This window comes from Borrelia venezuelensis, from assembly GCF_023035835.1.
Lineage (GTDB): Bacteria > Spirochaetota > Spirochaetia > Borreliales > Borreliaceae > Borrelia > Borrelia turicatae.
The window spans coordinates 439,740-456,368 of sequence record NZ_CP073220.1 but is presented as its reverse complement, the minus strand read 5'-3'; the positions used below and the strand labels follow the sequence as shown (position 1 = coordinate 456,368).

Genomic DNA, 16,629 nt, shown 5'->3' with positions numbered 1-16,629 from the left:
TTAATGGCAATTGAAGAAGATAAAGAGCAAATATTAAATATAAAAATAGAAGATGAAGTTAAAACCTCGTATTTAAATTATGCAATGTCTGTTATTGTTTCAAGAGCCCTTCCTGATGTGAGAGATGGTCTTAAACCTGTTCACAGAAGAATCCTTTATTCAATGCATGAAATGGGACTTAGGGCTGATAAAGCATTTAAGAAGGCTGGAAGAATTGTTGGAGATGTTCTTGGTAAATATCATCCTCATGGTGATCAGTCAATTTATGAAGCACTTGTAAGACTTGCACAGGATTTTTCGTTAAGATATCCTATAGTAAGCGGACAGGGAAATTTTGGTTCTATTGATGGAGACCCTCCTGCTGCTATGAGGTATACTGAAGCTCGAATGGCAAAAATAGCTGAAGAGCTTGTTAAAGATATCGATAGGCAAACTGTTGATTTTAGAGCCAATTATGATGATTCTTTGCTTGAGCCTGAAGTTTTACCAGCTGCTTTTCCATTTCTCTTGGTTAACGGTTCTAGTGGCATTGCTGTTGGAATGGCAACAAATATGGCTCCGCATAATTTGAGAGAAATTTGTGACGCCATAGTTTATATGTTAAATCATGATAGTGTTTCTGTGTATGATTTAATTGCAATAGTTAAAGGACCAGATTTTCCTACTTATGCTGAAATTATTTATAATGAGAGTTTAGTTAAGGCTTATACGACGGGGAAGGGCAGTGTTGTTATTCGATCTCGGTATCATATTGAAGAAAAGAGAGAAGATCATATTGCTATTATAATTACACAAATACCTTATGCTGTTAACAAATCTTCCTTGCTTATGAAAATTGCATTCTTAATAAAAGAAGAAAAGCTTGAAGGTATATCTGATATAAGGGATGAATCTGACCGTGAAGGTATTAGAATTGTTCTTGAAATTAAAAAAGGTTTTGATCCTCATGTTGTTATGAATTTGCTTTATGAATATACTGAACTGAGGAAAAATTTTAGCATAAATAACTTGGCTCTTGTTAATGGTATTCCAAAACAATTAAATTTAAAAGAACTTATATCTGAATTTATTGATCATAGAAAGGAAATTGTTAGAAGGCGGGTAGAGTTTGACTTAAAAAAGGCAAGAGACAAGGCTCATATTCTTGAAGGATTAAATATTTCCTTAAGACATATTGATAGGGTAATAGAAATAATAAGATTTTCTAGACTTGTAAAAGATGCTAAAGAATGTATTATTAAGGAATTTAATTTATCAGAAATTCAAGCTAATTCTATATTGGATATGAAGTTACAGAAATTAACATCGCTTGAGATAGAGAAACTTGAAGAAGAGTTTAAAATTGTTTTGGATTTAATAAAAGATTATGAAGATATTCTTGTCAGTCCAGAGCGAGTTGTTAATATTGTAAGGGAAGAGATTATTAATTTAAGTTTAAAATTTGGCGATGAGCGCCGAACAAAAATAATTTATGATGAGGAGGTTTTAAAAACTAGTATGTCAGATTTAATGCAGAGGGAAAATGTTATTGTTATTCTTACAAAGCAGGGTTTCATTAAAAGAATCTTACAAGATGAGTATAAACTTCAAGGTATAGGTGGGAAGGGCCTTGGTTCTTTTGACTTACAAGATAAAGATCAAGTTAATATTGCTTTATGTGTAAATACCCATGACTTTTTACTTATGATTTCAAATGAAGGGAAGCTTTATGTAATTAATGCTTATGGAATTAAGGATTCTTCTAGAACTTCAAAGGGACAAAATATTCGTGAGCTTATTAATTTGGGAGAAACAGAAGAGATATTGGCTATTAAAAATTGCAATGAGTTATCTCTGGATAATTACTTATTAATAACAACAGCAAATGGGAAAATAGCTCGTATTGAAACAGAGGGCTTTAAAACAGTTAAATCAAGAGGCGTTATTGTCATTAAACTGGATGATAAGGATTTTGTTACAAGTGCTGAGATTGTTTCTAAGAATGATAAAATTATTTGTATTTCTAAGAAGGGCAATGCTTTTACATTTAATTCAAATGATATTAGGCTTACACACAGAGGGACTCAGGGTGTGTCTGGTATGAAAGTAAGAGAGGGTGATATGCTTATTAAGGTGTTATCAGCAAAACAAGGCTCCCATCTTTTAATTGTTTCTGAGAATGGATATGGAAAGAGATTAGAAATATCTAGAGTGACTGAGCTTAAAAGAGGAGCTACTGGTTATACTTGCTATAAGAAATCCGATGAAAAGGCAGGTGCAGTTGTTGATGCTATTACAGTTGCACAGGATGATGAAATATTACTTGTAAGTAAGACTTCAAAAGTTTTACGAACATTGGTTGACAAAATATCTGAACAAGGTAAGGATGCTAGGGGAATGCAAGTGTTATCTCTTGATGAGGATAAATTAATGTCTGTTTCAAAATTTATTAAATGATCAATGAATGTTATTTGTATTGTTGGAATGTTCTACGTGGAACATTCTTTTTTTTTGGGGGTTATTTTTTTAGTTGAAATTGACATAGAACAACTTTATAAAATTTTGTATTATTACAAGGAGGTTTTTGATAAAATGAGTGAGACTTTTAAAATGGTAGATATTAATCTTGTAGATGTAGATAAGTCGCAACCTAGAAAGTCTATTAATCTTGCTGAGCTTGAGGAATTAAGTATCTCTATAAGAGAAAATGGAATATTACAACCCATTGTTGTTTTTCATGATAATGGTAGATATCACCTAGTAATAGGTGAGCGAAGATTTAGAGCTGCTAAATTAGCTGGTATGAGGCAAATCTCTATTATAGAGATAGAGACAACTAAAAAGAATAAAGATTTTATGTCTTTAATTGAAAATATTCAAAGGGAAAATTTAACCCCTGTTGAAGAGGCGTATGCTTATAAAAATCTTATGGATAAGCATTCTTTGACTCAAAGAGCTTTATCTGAAAAGATAGGTAAAAATAGGTCTCACGTTGCTAATCTAGTTCGAATTTTGGATCTTGAACAGGAAATATTAAATTCTTTACATAAAAAAGAAATATCATTGGGTCATGCTAAGGTTTTATTGTCGTTAAAGGATAGTCAGGATAGGTATGGGCTTTATCTTTTAATCATTAAAAAAAAATTGTCCGTTAGAGAAACAGAAAATTATGTTAAAAATTTTTATAAACCTATTAATGATAAATCAGAAATCTCAAGAGATCCTTTTTTAAATAGTGTTAAAGAATTTTTAATAAGCAGAATACAAACTAAAATAAGTATTAAGGGAAGCAAAGAAAAAGGAAAGATCGAAATAAGTTATTTTACATCTTCTGATTTAAAAAGAATTATTTCTATTTTTGAGAGTATTAAGTAATTTTTTTTATGAGATTTATTTTTTGTCGTATGTCTTTTAAAATAATCAAAAATTCTTTTTTATTTTCTATTTTATCTAATTTAATGTTTTTAATGTTTTCTAATTCTTGTAAGAGTAGTTCTATTAATTTTATAATGTCTTCTCTGTTAAGTTGTGTTTTATTAAAGTTTATTTCAAGATTTTTTTTGTTATGTTCATCTTTTTGATAACGTGATTTAAATTCTTTTAAAGATTTTATTTTTCCATTGAGAACTTCCATTTTTAAATGAGTAGGACAAGATTTTTTAGAAATTTCATATGAGAGTGATAGTGGTAAATTGTTTATTATGAATTGCTTATCGGAATTTTCGACAAGCAATTCATATCTTGATATCAATGAGTAAACTTTATCTTTTTTAAATCCCATACTGGTAAACCATTTGTAAAAAAGACCGTCATATTGGTTATTTCCACGTAGTTTTTCTTGTGCCTCTTTTAGTATTCTTCCAATTTCTGTGTAGGTATTATTGAATATGTTGAAAATCTCGTATTGCTTCATTTTTAAAAAATCGGCTATTTCTTTATCCAATTTTTCATATTTAAAACTTTTGTTTTGAATTATAATTAATTCTTGTTTTGCCAAAGTTTTTTCGTTTTTTACATTATTTTTTAACTTTTGGCCCATTAAAGCCATTAAAGTGTCTAAATTGTCTGACATTTTTATCCTTTGATTTTTTCTATTATTTCTTTTGTAAGCTCTAAAAAGTCCTTTGCTGCATTACTTTCTTTGTTATACATATATACTGGTATGTTTTCTTCTTGAGATTTGGAAATACTTATATTTTTTCTTATTTTGGTATTTAAAAATTTTTCTTTGAATACTTTTTTTAGATAATCAATATATTTTTCTTTGCTTTTGTTTCTAATATCATATTTATTGATAAATATACCAGTAATCTCTAGTTCTTGATTTATCTGTTTGACAGCAGTTATTGTATCTAATAATTGATTGATTCCTTCAAATGCAAAAAATTCTGTTTCTATTGGTATTAAAAGATATTTACTTGCAACAAGGGCATTTATTGTAAGTATTGAGAGAGTAGGAGGACAATCAAGAATGATAAAATCATAGTCATCTTGTTTATATTGTTCTAAAGCATTTTTTAGAAAATTTTCTCTTGCAATTTCATGTATTAATTCTTTTTCAAGTAGTGCTAGCTTAAGACTTGAAGGAATTATATCCAAGTTAAAATTTTTAATAGGTGTAATTTTTTGTTTTTTATAGATAAGTTCATAACTTGAATTTGTATCTTCTTTTTTTAAAATATTAACCCCGCTACTGGTATTACCTTGTGAGTCAATGTCTATTAGAAGAGCTTTTTTATTAAGCAATGTGATTGAATAGGCAATATTTATAGCACTGGTTGTCTTACCAACACCACCTTTTTGATTAATAATGGATATTATTTTCATAACAATTTTCTCTTAATTAATGTATATATAATAATATTCTATTGTAGAACATAAATATGAAAATGATAATAGTATATATAAAATTCTTTTTAGAAAAAACTAGACAATACACATTAAGCATTTAGTCATTCTAAATGCTTAATGTGTATAGAGTTTAATTAAGTTATGTCTATAACTTAATTAAATCAAATTAGAGCAGAGAATTTGCTTGTAAAAATGTTATGATATTTTTTTTGTCTTTTATGTTAAATTTTATTGTAGTGTTTATTTTATCTAGGAATTTTGCGTCTGTAATTTTAATTCCCATCTTGTTTTTTGTTCGTATGAGTAAATTATATTGGTTATAGTTTAGGTTAAGGCATAATGTTTCCATTTCTTTCTTTTCTGTTAGATTTGATTTGTTGATTACTTCTTGTGCTGCTTTGGAATATGCTTTAATTAAACCCTGTTTTCCAAGCAGAGTTCCTCCAAAATAGCGTACTGTAATAATTAAGGTGTCTGTTAAATTTTTGTTTAATATGGCTTCTAGCGTAGGTTTTCCAGCTGTTAATCGTGGTTCTTTGTCATCGTTCATTCCGTTTATAAATGAATTTGAATTGCCAATTCTAAATCCATAGATAACATGAGTTGCATTTTTAAATTTCAATTTATATTCTTTTAATATTTTATTTATTTCTTCTTTTTTCTCTACATGAAAAATATATGATAAGAAAATTGATTTTTTTACTTCAATTTTTGAATAAATATTTTCTTTAGGAATTAGCATCATTTAATTTAATAATATATCATCTTTTTTATGTTGAAGTATTTTTAATTTATGTTTATTATTATTAATAATTGTTTTTTTTAAATTCTGAGTGCAAGTCTTTAAGAGGTGTTAGAAATGATATCAGGGTTAAATCCTACATTAAAATTGTTTAAGGAACATAGAATACTTTACTCTAATATGGAAAGAGGTTTAAAACCCCTCTTGGAGGTTGATAATTTTATTAATAAATACATTCAAAATAAAGAAGGTTTAGAAATTTATGATAAAGTTGTAGGCAAGGCCGCTGCTGTTATTATTTACAATATTGGACTTCAAAATGTTCAGGCAGGTGTTATTTCTCAACCGGCAAAGGACTTTTTGGAAAGTAGAGGAATAAGAGTAACCTTTAAAAGGTTAGTAGAGAAAATAAATGATAAAACTGAGAACTTGATTGAAAGCTTAGAAAATCCAGAGGAAGTTTATAAGTACCTGATTAAAAGAGGAATTATTGTAAGTAATTCTTAAAATTTGAATTTATTTGTTTTTTGATTTGGAATATACAGAAATGATTAGTCCTATATTGTATATTAATATTATTAGGCTTCCCCAGCTTAAGTAGAAATTATTTTTTCCATGATCAAAAAACCATATTCCGGAATAAATTCCCAAAAATCCTCCAATAGCAGAGGTAAGCATAATTAAATTTGGATCAATTACATGTTTGATAATTTTACTTTTACCATCTTGGATAGTTTGTCTTTCAGAAAATTTACTGTCGATGAAAACCATGGTAAGTCCAGTAAGTGTGATGCATAGAAAATAGATTATAAAGATCTTTTTAATGAGTTTAAACATAAAACTTTACCGCCTTTTAGTTTTCAGTTGTTAAAATTAAATAATAATATAAATATAGCATAAAAATAAATATTTTTTTATATGGAGATATAAAAACCAAGTACTTTTATTAAAGTAAGGGTACTTTGAGAATGATTAATTTATGTGAAATTTTTTCTTATGAATGAAATTCACGAAAATTGGAATATTAAATATTATTTATTATTTTTATGCAGTATTAAGTTTAATGCATGTTAGGTAAGCTGTATTTTAAATTTTAAGGAGATTATGTGTTATACATTGTGGGAACACCTATAGGTAATTTAGGTGATATTACATATCGTGCAATTGATATTTTAAGATTAGTTGATGTTGTATTTGCTGAAGATACGAGAGTTGCTAAGAGACTTTTATCTCATTATGGTATAGTTAAAAAATTAATTTCTTGTAATGCTATAATAGAGCATAAGAGAATTGGTTTGTTATTAGAATACTTGTCTAATGGAAAAAGCGTAGCTTTCGTTAGTGATGCGGGCACTCCTTGTCTTAGCGATCCTGGTGGTTTGCTTGTTGATGCGGCATTTAAAAATGGACATAAAGTTTCTCCTATTCCGGGTGTTAGTTCTTTGAATACAGTTATTAGTGTAAATCCTTTTAAAGATAAAGTTGTAGTATTTGAAGGATTTTTGCCAAACAAAGGAATTAAAAGGATCAAAAGGATTGAGGAACTTTATCATAGAGGTGATGCATTTGTTCTTCTTGAATCCAGTCATAGAATTTTGAAGTTATTATTTGAAATTTCTTTAGTAAATTTGGATGCTAATGTTCTTGTTGGTCGTGAGATGACAAAATTATATGAGGAATATAAAATTGGTAAACCTTTAGAACTTAAGGAATATTTTGAAGAGAATAATAAAAGTAAGGGAGAATTTACGGTTTTGGTTAGCAGGAAGTCTAAAAGTTAAAATTGTTTTACAAGATGAGAAAAAATGTATTAATGGGTATTATTGATTGTTTATAAATTATGATTAATCGGAAGTACCTTATGAAAGAGGTTATGATTATTCAAAAAATTTTCAAATATATGTTTAAGAACAGGTAAGAGTCTGATTTGTATAATTTTGTGTATAATTAATGTATTCTGGTGCTATATATTTTGCAAATTGTGATAAATTTAGCGAGAGTATTTAGACCTTGAAGGAATTGGTTTAACAATTTTTACAGTGAGTTTAAGAACAATGATAAAGGTTTTAAACATTTTTTTTAATATTGAAAATTCAAGATGGGACATAAGTTTTAAAGACGGATTTATCACTTGTCCAAATTAAGAGAGGTTTACCTATTGACGTTTTATGATAAAAAATAGGGATAAGGAAATTTACAAATGTTTAAATTGTGGGTATAAATCTTTAAAGTGGCTTGGAAAATGTCCTGAGTGTTTTAGTTGGGAAAGTTTAGAACTTTATTCTGAATTTAAATCAGGTTATGAGGGGGATTTAAGTAAATCAAAAAATGAAATTTTTTCTTTAAGAGATTTTAAACAGGTTGATAATGTTAGACATTTAACAGGCATTGAAGAATTTGATAGAGTTCTTGGTGCTGGCATTGTAATTGGTAGTGCAATTTTGATATCAGGAGAGCCTGGCATTGGGAAATCAACTTTTTTACTTCAAATTTCTAGTATTCTTTCACTTTCTGACAAAAATGTGCTTTATCTTGCAGGTGAAGAATCAATTCCACAAATTAAATTAAGGGCAAATAGACTGAGGATTTCTTCTGATATATTGATAACTAATGAGATAAATGTTGATTCTTTAATCAAAATGCTTGCAAATATTGAACTTGACTTTATTGTTGTCGATTCTATTCAAACTTTGCATTCAAAAGAAGTTCAAGGCGGGCTTGGAGGGGTTGCTCAATTAAAGCATTGTGTTTATAAGCTTATAGAGTGGGCAAGAGGTAAGAATATAACTTTATGTTTAGTGGGACATATTACGAAGGATGGTATTTTAGCAGGACCAAAAGTAATAGAGCATATGGTAGATTCTGTTTTTTATTTTGAAGAGGCAGAAAAATCGTTACGTATGCTTAGAGCTACTAAAAATAGGTTTGGTGCTATTAATGAAGTAGGTATTTTTGAAATGACGGGTTTGGGGCTTGTTGAGATTAAGGATCCCTCTTCTATTTTTTTGGAGAAAAAGGAAGAAATATCTTCAGGGATTGCTATTGGGATCATTAATGAGGGGAGTCGAGTTTTATTTGTTGAAATACAGGCTTTAATCACAAGGACAGGCATGAATATTCCTAGAATTTTTTCAGAAAAAATAGATTCTAAGAAAATATCAAGAATCTTAGCTGTTCTTAGTAAATATTTGAATCTCAGTTTTAATAATGATGATATATATGTGAATGTTTCTGGGGGGCTTAGGATGGATGATATAGAAATTGAACTTGCTGTTTTGGTTGCATTATTTTCTGCCAAAACCAATGTTATTATAAATCAAGATTTAATCTTTACAGGTGAAATTTCTCTTTCAGGAAAAATTAAGGCATCCTCTAATATTGAGAGTAAGGTTATTGCAGCTAAGAAAGCCGGATTTCAGCATGTTTTGGGAGCAAATTTAAGAGAGAATTATTATAATGGATATGAAGGTATAGAGAGTGTGTTAGGTGTTGTTAGGCGGTTAGTGCGAGATAGCAAAAGAGAAGGTCATGGAGACAGTCGGTTAAAAAATAGATAGTATAAAAAAATGAATATTAAGTATTGACAAAGTGTAACGTATGTTATAAAGTGATAAGAGTTGATATTAAGAATTGGAAGAAAAGAGAAGGGAAGAGTTAAGTAAGGTTTAAGAGCCAAATAAAATAAATAACCTGTTAATTTTAAAAGTAAAGAAATAAAAATAACGAAGAGTTTGATCCTGGCTTAGAACTAACGCTGGCAGTGCGTCTTAAGCATGCAAGTCAGACGGAATGTAGCAATACATTCAGTGGCGAACGGGTGAGTAACGCGTGGATAATCTACCTATGAGATGGGGATAACTATTAGAAATAGTAGCTAATACCGAATAAGGTCAATTGAGATGTTAATTGATGAAAGGAAGCCTTTAAAGCTTCGCTTGTAGATGAGTCTGCGTCTTATTAGCTAGTTGGTAGGGTAAGAGCCTACCAAGGCTATGATAAGTAACCGGCCTGAGAGGGTGAACGGTCACACTGGAACTGAGATACGGTCCAGACTCCTACGGGAGGCAGCAGCTAAGAATCTTCCGCAATGGGCGAAAGCCTGACGGAGCGACACTGCGTGAACGAAGAAGGTCGAAAGATTGTAAAGTTCTTTTATAAATGAGGAATAAGCTTTGTAGGAAATGACAAGGTGATGACGTTAATTTATGAATAAGCCCCGGCTAATTACGTGCCAGCAGCCGCGGTAATACGTAAGGGGCGAGCGTTGTTCGGGATTATTGGGCGTAAAGGGTGAGTAGGCGGATATGTAAGTCTATGCGTAAAATACCACAGCTCAACTGTGGAACTATGCTGGAAACTGCATGACTAGAGTCTGATAGGGGAAGTTAGAATTCCTGGTGTAAGGGTGGAATCTGTTGATATCAGGAAGAATACCAGAGGCGAAGGCGAACTTCTAGGTCAAGACTGACGCTGAGTCACGAAAGCGTAGGGAGCGAACAGGATTAGATACCCTGGTAGTCTACGCTGTAAACGATGCACACTTGGTGTTAATCGAAAGGTTAGTACCGAAGCTAACGTGTTAAGTGTGCCGCCTGGGGAGTATGCTCGCAAGAGTGAAACTCAAAGGAATTGACGGGGGCCCGCACAAGCGGTGGAGCATGTGGTTTAATTCGATGATACGCGAGGAACCTTACCAGGGCTTGACATATACAGGATGTAGTTAGAGATAACTATTCCCCGTTTGGGGTCTGTATACAGGTGCTGCATGGTTGTCGTCAGCTCGTGCTGTGAGGTGTTGGGTTAAGTCCCGCAACGAGCGCAACCCTTATTGTCTGTTACCAGCATGTAAAGATGGGGACTCAGACGAGACTGCCGGTGATAAGCCGGAGGAAGGTGGGGATGACGTCAAATCATCATGGCCCTTATGTCCTGGGCTACACACGTGCTACAATGGCCTGTACAAAGCGATGCGAAACAGTGATGTGAAGCAAAACGCATAAAGCAGGTCTCAGTCCAGATTGAAGTCTGAAACTCGACTTCATGAAGTTGGAATCGCTAGTAATCGTATATCAGAATGATACGGTGAATACGTTCTCGGGCCTTGTACACACCGCCCGTCACACCACCCGAGTTGAGGATACCCGAAGCTATTATTCTAACCTGCAAGGGAGGAAGGTATCTAAGGTATGTTTAGTGAGGGGGGTGAAGTCGTAACAAGGTAGCCGTACTGGAAAGTGTGGCTGGATCACCTCCTTTCTAAGAGAAAGAAATTATTATAAGGCAAATTATTATTTTAACTCTTCCTTTGTCTTTTCAGAGACTTTTTTTGGGGGGTTTAGCTCAGTTGGTTTAGAGCATCGGCTTTGCAAGCCGGGGGTCAAGGGTTCGAATCCCTTAACCTCCATTTGTTTATTGTAAAAGTGAATGAATAAATGGAGGTTATGGCTTTTAAAGAGTAACTTTTGTTGTATCAATTGAAAGCTAGCTTCAAGAATTAAAAAAATCCTATTAAAATTTTGATTTCCAGATAGAATATTTTTTTGTTTAAGAATTTTTTTAAATTTAATAATTTACTCAGATAAAATTCTCATTTACAAGATAAGCAATATAAAAAATAAGGGTGTTACTTATTTATTTTTTTGAATTATTTTATTTAAGTTATTTTAAAATTTTTTAGCTTGTAGGAAATAATTTTATTTCATGCAAATTTTAAGATATTTGATGTTCTTATTTGTTTTGAGTGAATAAATATAATATATGGTTTGATATTTCAGGTCATGGTTTTATATTACTTGTTGTTTTGATGGTTTTAGTGATAAATTTAAATAGACCTGACAAATTTTTATTGCATACGGCAAGCTTGGTTGAAGCATCAGAAATGCATCTTTAATTATTTTGTTGAGATTATTAAATGCTTAAGAGGGGTTGAGTTTAATCAATTGGGACCAGGAGGAGTTGAACCTCCGACCTCAGGTTTATCAGACCTGCGCTCTAACCACCTGAGCTATGATCCCTTAAATATTCTTACCCTTTAAGATTCTATTTAACTTTGTTGTATTTGTCAATATATAGTTTTTTTTTCATGATAGTTATCTGTTATTTGCAATTTTTATTTAACGTTTTTTTCAATTGTAATAAGTTTTGAATTTGATTTTTGTTTTGGTTTAGAATTGTACTGATGGATAGAGAATTTTTTATGCAAGATGCTGTGACTGTGGCTAAGTCTTTGCTTGGACATTTGCTTGTTAGGAAAATAGGTGACAAAGAAATTATTTCAAGAATTGTTGAGACGGAAGCTTATATGGGTGTAATGGACAAAGCTTGTCATGCTTATGGGGGAAGAAGGACAAGTCGTACCAGTGCCATGTATAATATTGGGGGATATGCTTATGTTTATATGATTTATGGCATGTATTACATGTTAAACGTTGTGGCATCTAATGAACATAGTCCCCATGCTGTTTTAATAAGAGGTGTTGAGCTTATTTCGCCAAAAATTGATGGGATATTTACTAATGGGCCTGGCAAGCTTGCTAAGTTTTTAAATATAGATTTAAAATTTAATAAAGTTGATCTTATTAATAATGGTGAACTTTTTTTGAAAAGAGGTTTATCTTTTAATTTTGAAGTGTCATGCTCAAAAAGAATAAATGTTGATTATTCAGGTGAAGAATATGCGAATAAGCTTTGGCGATTTTACATAAGGGACAATAAATATATTTCTAAATATTAATTTTCCTTATTTTTTTCAAGAATAGGATCGATTATTTCTGTAATAAAGTTTTCAACTTGGTGTGAGGCAAAACCTATATTTTCATTTGGATTTAAGATTTCATCTATGTCTTTAGATGTTAATTTAAAATTTTGGTCATTAAGGATTAATTTAATTAAGTCGTTCTCAGTTGTCCCTGAATAAATATTTTCTTTTACTTGCATTGAATAAATTCTTATCTTTTCATGTAATATTTGTCTATCACCTCCATTTTTTGTTGCTTTCATCAATATGTCTTCTGTTAATATAAATGGCATTTCTGTTTTAACGTGTTTTTCAATCATTTTTTTATTTACTCTGATATTATTAAATACTTTACTTAGTAATATTAAGGTAGCATCAGCAGCTAAGAATGCTTGAGGAATATTGAGCCTTTTGCAGGCTGAATCATCTAGAGTTCTCTCAAGCCATTGAGTTGCTGCTATAAAACCACCACTTGATTGTAGGCTCATTATAAACTTGGCAAGGGAAGCTATTCTTTCGCTATAGATAGGATTTCTTTTGTAAGGCATTGCGGATGAACCTATTTGGTGTGGTTCAAAATGTTCTTCAATTTCTTTAAGATGTTGCATGAATCTGATGTCATTAGTAATCTTATGTGCACTTTGAGCTAGGTTGCTTAAAAAATTTAATATGGATGAGTCAAATTTGCGATCATAAGTTTGACTAGTTATTTTATAAACTTTGTCAAATCCCATTTTTTTTGCAATATTGATATCTAGATCTTTTACCTTTTCAAAGTTAGACGCAAACAATTCTTTAAAGCTACTTTGATTTCCAACCGTTCCCTTTACCCCTCTAAAGCACATGTTGGACATAATGAACTTAAGTTCTTCAAAGTCAAAAATTAGACTTTGAAGCCATAAGCTACTTCTTTTTCCAAGAGTTGTTAATTGTGCTTCTTGTAGATGTGTATATGCAAGTGTTACCAGGTTTTTATGCTTTATTGAGAATTTTTTTAAAGTGTTAATTAGTTTTATCAGTTTATTCTCAATGAGCAATAAAGCTTCTTTGATTTGGACTAAGTCTGTGTTATCCATTAAATATGCACTTGTGACACCAAGGTGTAGAATTTTTCTAGCATCATCACCAGCCAAATCGGCATAAGCATAAAGATGTGCCATAACTTCATGCTGGAATTTTGACTCATATTTTTTTACAAGTTCGAAATCAATGTTTTCTATGTGTTTGGATAGTTTATTGAGTTGTTTATTACTAATGTTTATTCCCAATTCTTTTTGCACTAAAGCTAAGTTGTACCACAACTTTCTCCATGTGGTGTACTTGAATTTTGGTGAAAAAATGTAAAGCATTTCTTTGCTTGCATATCTTGATTTTAACGGGTTTATATATTTATCCACTTTTGATTCCTAAAAATGGTTTTTTCTCTCTCTGCTCCAAGAGATAAAATTGAAATTTGTACCCCTACTTCTCTTTCTATAAATTCAATATACTTTTTAGCTTCAATAGGCAAATCTTCGTAATGGCTAATATTTCTGATATTTTGTTTAAATCCTTTAAAGACTTTGTATACAGGTTTAACATTCTCGAGTATTTCACACGAAGTAGGTATATAGTCATATATTTTGCCTTTAAATTCATAAGCTGTGCAAATTTTAAGGTCTTCAATATTATTTAGTATGTCTAATTTAGTTAGGGCTAAATGGTTTAGTTCGTTAAGGCTTATTGATTTTTTTATTGTTAAGAGATCAAGCCAACCAATTCTTCTCGGTCTGTTTGTTGTTGAGCCATATTCTTGTCCTTTTTCTCTAATTTTATCCCCAATAGGACCTAAAATTTCGGTTACAAACGGTCCTGACCCAACTCTTGATGAAAATGCTTTTACTATACCAATCTTTTCCTTGATTTTTGAAATAGGAATACCACAGCCTGTTGTTGCTGTGATTAATGTATTGCTTGATGTTACGAATGGAAATGTTCCATGTTCAATGTCAAGCATTGTGCCTTGAGCACCTTCTATTAAGATAATTTTTCCTGAATTTATGGCCTGATTTAATATTTCTTCTGTATTTGTGATTGCATATTGGAGTATTGCTATACATTTTTTATATTTACTTAAAATATCATCATAATTAAAAGGTTTATGGTTGTATATTTTTTCTATAATTTCATTTTTTTCATCTAAATTTATTTTTAATTTTCTTTCAAAAATTTTAATGTCAAGTAAGTCAACAGCTCTTATGCCTGTTCTGTTAATTTTATCAGCATAACAAGGTCCAATTCCTCGTTTTGTAGTTCCGATTTTGTAAACACCCTTTTTTTGTTCATTAAGCTCGTCAAGTTTAATATGGTAAGGCATTATTATATGCGCTTTATCACTTATGAATATTTCTGTCTTTATGTTATTATGCTTGAGAGCTTCAAGTTCTTTAATTAAAATTAAGGGATCAATTACTACACCAGGTCCAAGTATACATTTTGCTCCTTGCAAAACACCTGATGGTAATAAATTAAAGATGAATTTTTTATTATTGACAACAATTGTATGCCCGGCGTTATTTCCTCCATTAAACCTTACAACATAATCTATCTTTGATGAGAGAAAGTCTATAATTTTTCCCTTACCCTCATCACCCCATTGAGTTCCAATAACTGCATAAATTGACATTTATATCTCCTATTTACTTATTTTTGCTACATTCTTTAAAGTTCTGTGTTGTTCATTAAAGTCAATGCCATATCCAACTATGAAATCATTTTCAATTTCAAATCCCGCATAGTCTATCTTTAATTCTATTAATCTTCTGGATGGTTTGTTAAAAAGAGTACAAATTTTAATCTCTTTAGGATTTTTGGTTTTTAAGTGCTCAACGATTTTTTTGTATGTAAGCCCAGTATCTATGATATCATCAAAGATGATTACGTAACTATTTTGTATATTAATATCGATATCTTTTTTTATTAGTACATTTAATGAAGAGAGAGTTTTATTTTTATAACTTGAAGCTTGAAGGAAATCTATTTTTACGTTTAATCCAATTTCTCTTGTAATATCTGCAAAAAATATAAAAGAGCCTTTAAGAAGTGATATAAAAACCACATTGTTTTTATCTTCATAATAGTTTTTAATGTTTTGCGCTAGATCTTTAATTTTGCTTTTTATTTTTTCTTCCGTGAATAAAGTTGAAATTTTATCACTCATTCAGCTTTTCATTTAACTCTCTCTTCAACTTTTGACATTAATTATTATATTTTTTTTATTAATTTAATTCAAGTTAGAGATTATAAGTCATGAGTTTAATGTGATATCATTTATTTAAAAAGAGGATGTTATAATGAATGCCAATTGTGAAAAGTATAAGATGTTGGTTTTTGATCTTGATGGAACATTGCTTAATAACAATCATGAAATTGCGCCATTGACTCTTAAAGTACTTTTAAGATTAAAGAATGATTTTCATATAATTGTTGCTACTGGTAGGAGGTTATATGAAATTAAGGATGTTTTAATGCAACTTAAAGATTTGCAAATTGATGAGAGTTATATTGTAACGGCTAATGGTGCTGAGATATTTTTAAAAAATAATCTGATTTTGAGATATAAGATTAATTATGATATAGTAAGAGAACTTCTTAAAGTAAAGCGAGGGGATATTGATATTAATCTTTATACTCTTAATGATTGGTATTCTGATAGAGAGATTAGAAGTCCAATTATGAATTATTTTATTGAAAATTTAGGAATACAACCTATTATTACTGATTTATCTGAACTTGAGATAGATTCTTGTTCTAAAATAGTTTATTATTCTCATGATTTTTCTAAGCTTGAAGACTTTGCAAATAAAATCAGAGATAAAAATTTTAAAGATATAAGTATATTTTATTCTGCTAATGATCTTTTAGAAATTACAAATATTGATGCTAGTAAATATAATGCTATTAAAAGTATTGCTTTATTTGAATGTATTTCTATTGATGCTATTTTAGCATTTGGAGATAATGGCAATGATTATGAGATGTTAAAAAATGCTGGAAAAGGTATTCTCATGAAAAATGCAAACAAGTTTGTTAAGAATAATTTATCAAACAACGAGGTTACAAAATTCAATAATGATGAAGATGGAGTTGCAAAGTTTTTAATTGAGTTTTTTAATCTTGACATTCAATTTTAATTAATCTTTTTCTTATATTTTATCTAAATCATTTGGGTTTTTAATATTTGCTTTACTTTGTCTAAGATAAGTATTTTATTTGCTTATTTCCTGAATTATGTGTTTTCATGGTCATTTTGTGTGTAAATTGTATGATTATTTTTCGTATT

The 16,629-nt window shown here is 30.2% G+C and carries 15 protein-coding genes, 2 tRNA genes and 1 rRNA gene; 10 read left to right on the top strand and 8 right to left on the bottom strand.

Annotated elements, in window-relative coordinates; all coding sequences use genetic code 11:
• Positions 1–3: 3 nt before the first annotated feature.
• Both gyrA and bvRMA01_RS02160 read left to right on the top strand, forming a co-directional pair.
• Positions 4–2,436 (top strand): DNA topoisomerase (ATP-hydrolyzing) subunit A, encoded by a 2,433-nt coding sequence (gene gyrA / locus bvRMA01_RS02165; protein ID WP_247031861.1) that lies wholly within the window; start codon positions 4–6, stop codon positions 2,434–2,436.
• Between the two features lie 135 nt (positions 2,437–2,571).
• Positions 2,572–3,354, top strand: a complete 783-nt coding sequence (locus bvRMA01_RS02160) for a ParB/RepB/Spo0J family partition protein (protein ID WP_247032403.1) — start codon at positions 2,572–2,574, stop codon at positions 3,352–3,354.
• On the opposite strand, the gene bvRMA01_RS02155 is transcribed toward bvRMA01_RS02160, so the two are convergent.
• The 3 genes from bvRMA01_RS02155 to bvRMA01_RS02145 all read right to left on the bottom strand — a co-directional run bounded on the left by bvRMA01_RS02155 (position 3,347) and on the right by bvRMA01_RS02145 (position 5,575).
• On the bottom strand, positions 3,347–4,051 hold the full coding sequence (locus bvRMA01_RS02155; protein WP_247031858.1) for a hypothetical protein: 705 nt from the start codon (positions 4,049–4,051) through the stop codon (positions 3,347–3,349). The genes bvRMA01_RS02160 and bvRMA01_RS02155 overlap by 8 nt on opposite strands.
• A gap of 2 nt (positions 4,052–4,053) precedes the next feature.
• Positions 4,054–4,806, bottom strand: a complete 753-nt coding sequence (locus tag bvRMA01_RS02150) for a ParA family protein (RefSeq protein ID WP_247031856.1) — start codon at positions 4,804–4,806, stop codon at positions 4,054–4,056.
• A gap of 190 nt (positions 4,807–4,996) precedes the next feature.
• Positions 4,997–5,575: a YigZ family protein gene (locus bvRMA01_RS02145; RefSeq protein WP_247031854.1), complete on the bottom strand. Its 579-nt coding sequence runs from the start codon at positions 5,573–5,575 to the stop codon at positions 4,997–4,999.
• 114 nt (positions 5,576–5,689) lie between these two features.
• Here bvRMA01_RS02145 and bvRMA01_RS02140 point away from each other — a divergent pair, with 114 nt between their 5' ends.
• On the top strand, positions 5,690–6,079 hold the full coding sequence (locus bvRMA01_RS02140) for a DUF1893 domain-containing protein (protein ID WP_041178474.1): 390 nt from the start codon (positions 5,690–5,692) through the stop codon (positions 6,077–6,079).
• A gap of 9 nt (positions 6,080–6,088) precedes the next feature.
• Here bvRMA01_RS02140 and bvRMA01_RS02135 read toward each other — a convergent pair whose 3' ends face one another.
• Complete coding sequence (locus bvRMA01_RS02135; RefSeq protein ID WP_247031852.1) at positions 6,089–6,409, bottom strand: hypothetical protein; 321 nt, start codon at positions 6,407–6,409, stop codon at positions 6,089–6,091.
• Between the two features lie 269 nt (positions 6,410–6,678).
• Here bvRMA01_RS02135 and rsmI point away from each other — a divergent pair, with 269 nt between their 5' ends.
• From rsmI to bvRMA01_RS02110, 5 genes are all read left to right on the top strand, one after another.
• Positions 6,679–7,353 carry a 16S rRNA (cytidine(1402)-2'-O)-methyltransferase gene (gene rsmI, locus bvRMA01_RS02130; protein ID WP_247031850.1) on the top strand — a complete coding sequence of 225 codons (675 nt, stop codon included), beginning with the start codon at positions 6,679–6,681 and terminating at the stop codon, positions 7,351–7,353.
• A gap of 387 nt (positions 7,354–7,740) precedes the next feature.
• Positions 7,741–9,129: a DNA repair protein RadA gene (radA, locus tag bvRMA01_RS02125; RefSeq protein ID WP_247031848.1), complete on the top strand. Its 1,389-nt coding sequence runs from the start codon at positions 7,741–7,743 to the stop codon at positions 9,127–9,129.
• 162 nt (positions 9,130–9,291) lie between these two features.
• A 16S ribosomal RNA gene (locus bvRMA01_RS02120) occupies positions 9,292–10,828 on the top strand.
• A 73-nt stretch (positions 10,829–10,901) separates the two neighbouring features.
• Positions 10,902–10,976, top strand: a tRNA-Ala gene (locus tag bvRMA01_RS02115).
• 336 nt (positions 10,977–11,312) lie between these two features.
• Positions 11,313–11,462: a hypothetical protein gene (locus bvRMA01_RS02110; RefSeq protein ID WP_247031846.1), complete on the top strand. Its 150-nt coding sequence runs from the start codon at positions 11,313–11,315 to the stop codon at positions 11,460–11,462.
• A gap of 50 nt (positions 11,463–11,512) precedes the next feature.
• Here the strand turns inward: bvRMA01_RS02110 and bvRMA01_RS02105 are convergent.
• Positions 11,513–11,586 (bottom strand) — tRNA-Ile (locus tag bvRMA01_RS02105).
• Between the two features lie 164 nt (positions 11,587–11,750).
• Between bvRMA01_RS02105 and bvRMA01_RS02100 the strand changes: the two genes are divergently transcribed.
• On the top strand, positions 11,751–12,305 hold the full coding sequence (locus tag bvRMA01_RS02100; RefSeq protein ID WP_247031844.1) for a DNA-3-methyladenine glycosylase: 555 nt from the start codon (positions 11,751–11,753) through the stop codon (positions 12,303–12,305).
• On the opposite strand, the gene purB is transcribed toward bvRMA01_RS02100, so the two are convergent.
• The 3 genes from purB to hpt are packed head-to-tail and all read right to left on the bottom strand — an operon-like array spanning position 12,302 to position 15,507.
• On the bottom strand, positions 12,302–13,705 hold the full coding sequence (purB, locus tag bvRMA01_RS02095) for an adenylosuccinate lyase (RefSeq protein WP_283847421.1): 1,404 nt from the start codon (positions 13,703–13,705) through the stop codon (positions 12,302–12,304). The genes bvRMA01_RS02100 and purB overlap by 4 nt on opposite strands.
• Positions 13,690–14,973, bottom strand: a complete 1,284-nt coding sequence (locus tag bvRMA01_RS02090) for an adenylosuccinate synthase (RefSeq protein WP_247031842.1) — start codon at positions 14,971–14,973, stop codon at positions 13,690–13,692. Before bvRMA01_RS02090 ends, purB begins: the two co-directional genes overlap by 16 nt.
• A gap of 9 nt (positions 14,974–14,982) precedes the next feature.
• A complete protein-coding gene (gene hpt / locus bvRMA01_RS02085; protein ID WP_247031840.1) occupies positions 14,983–15,507 on the bottom strand; it encodes a hypoxanthine phosphoribosyltransferase in 525 nt (174 codons plus the stop codon).
• 133 nt (positions 15,508–15,640) lie between these two features.
• On the opposite strand from hpt, the gene bvRMA01_RS02080 reads away from it, so the two are divergent.
• Entirely contained in the window at positions 15,641–16,480 is an 840-nt protein-coding gene (locus tag bvRMA01_RS02080) for a Cof-type HAD-IIB family hydrolase (protein WP_247031838.1), read from the top strand.
• The last annotated feature ends 149 nt before the right edge of the window (positions 16,481–16,629 follow it).

Coding starts and splice junctions, on each gene's coding strand:
- gyrA (WP_247031861.1), top strand. CDS start 4: ATGGCAATTGAAGAAGATAAAGAGCAAATATTAAATATAAAAATAGAA.
- bvRMA01_RS02160 (WP_247032403.1), top strand. CDS start 2,572: ATGAGTGAGACTTTTAAAATGGTAGATATTAATCTTGTAGATGTAGAT.
- bvRMA01_RS02155 (WP_247031858.1), bottom strand. CDS start 4,051: ATGTCAGACAATTTAGACACTTTAATGGCTTTAATGGGCCAAAAGTTA.
- bvRMA01_RS02150 (WP_247031856.1), bottom strand. CDS start 4,806: ATGAAAATAATATCCATTATTAATCAAAAAGGTGGTGTTGGTAAGACA.
- bvRMA01_RS02145 (WP_247031854.1), bottom strand. CDS start 5,575: ATGATGCTAATTCCTAAAGAAAATATTTATTCAAAAATTGAAGTAAAA.
- bvRMA01_RS02140 (WP_041178474.1), top strand. CDS start 5,690: ATGATATCAGGGTTAAATCCTACATTAAAATTGTTTAAGGAACATAGA.
- bvRMA01_RS02135 (WP_247031852.1), bottom strand. CDS start 6,409: ATGTTTAAACTCATTAAAAAGATCTTTATAATCTATTTTCTATGCATC.
- radA (WP_247031848.1), top strand. CDS start 7,741: ATGATAAAAAATAGGGATAAGGAAATTTACAAATGTTTAAATTGTGGG.
- bvRMA01_RS02100 (WP_247031844.1), top strand. CDS start 11,751: ATGGATAGAGAATTTTTTATGCAAGATGCTGTGACTGTGGCTAAGTCT.
- bvRMA01_RS02090 (WP_247031842.1), bottom strand. CDS start 14,973: ATGTCAATTTATGCAGTTATTGGAACTCAATGGGGTGATGAGGGTAAG.
- hpt (WP_247031840.1), bottom strand. CDS start 15,507: ATGAGTGATAAAATTTCAACTTTATTCACGGAAGAAAAAATAAAAAGC.
- bvRMA01_RS02080 (WP_247031838.1), top strand. CDS start 15,641: ATGAATGCCAATTGTGAAAAGTATAAGATGTTGGTTTTTGATCTTGAT.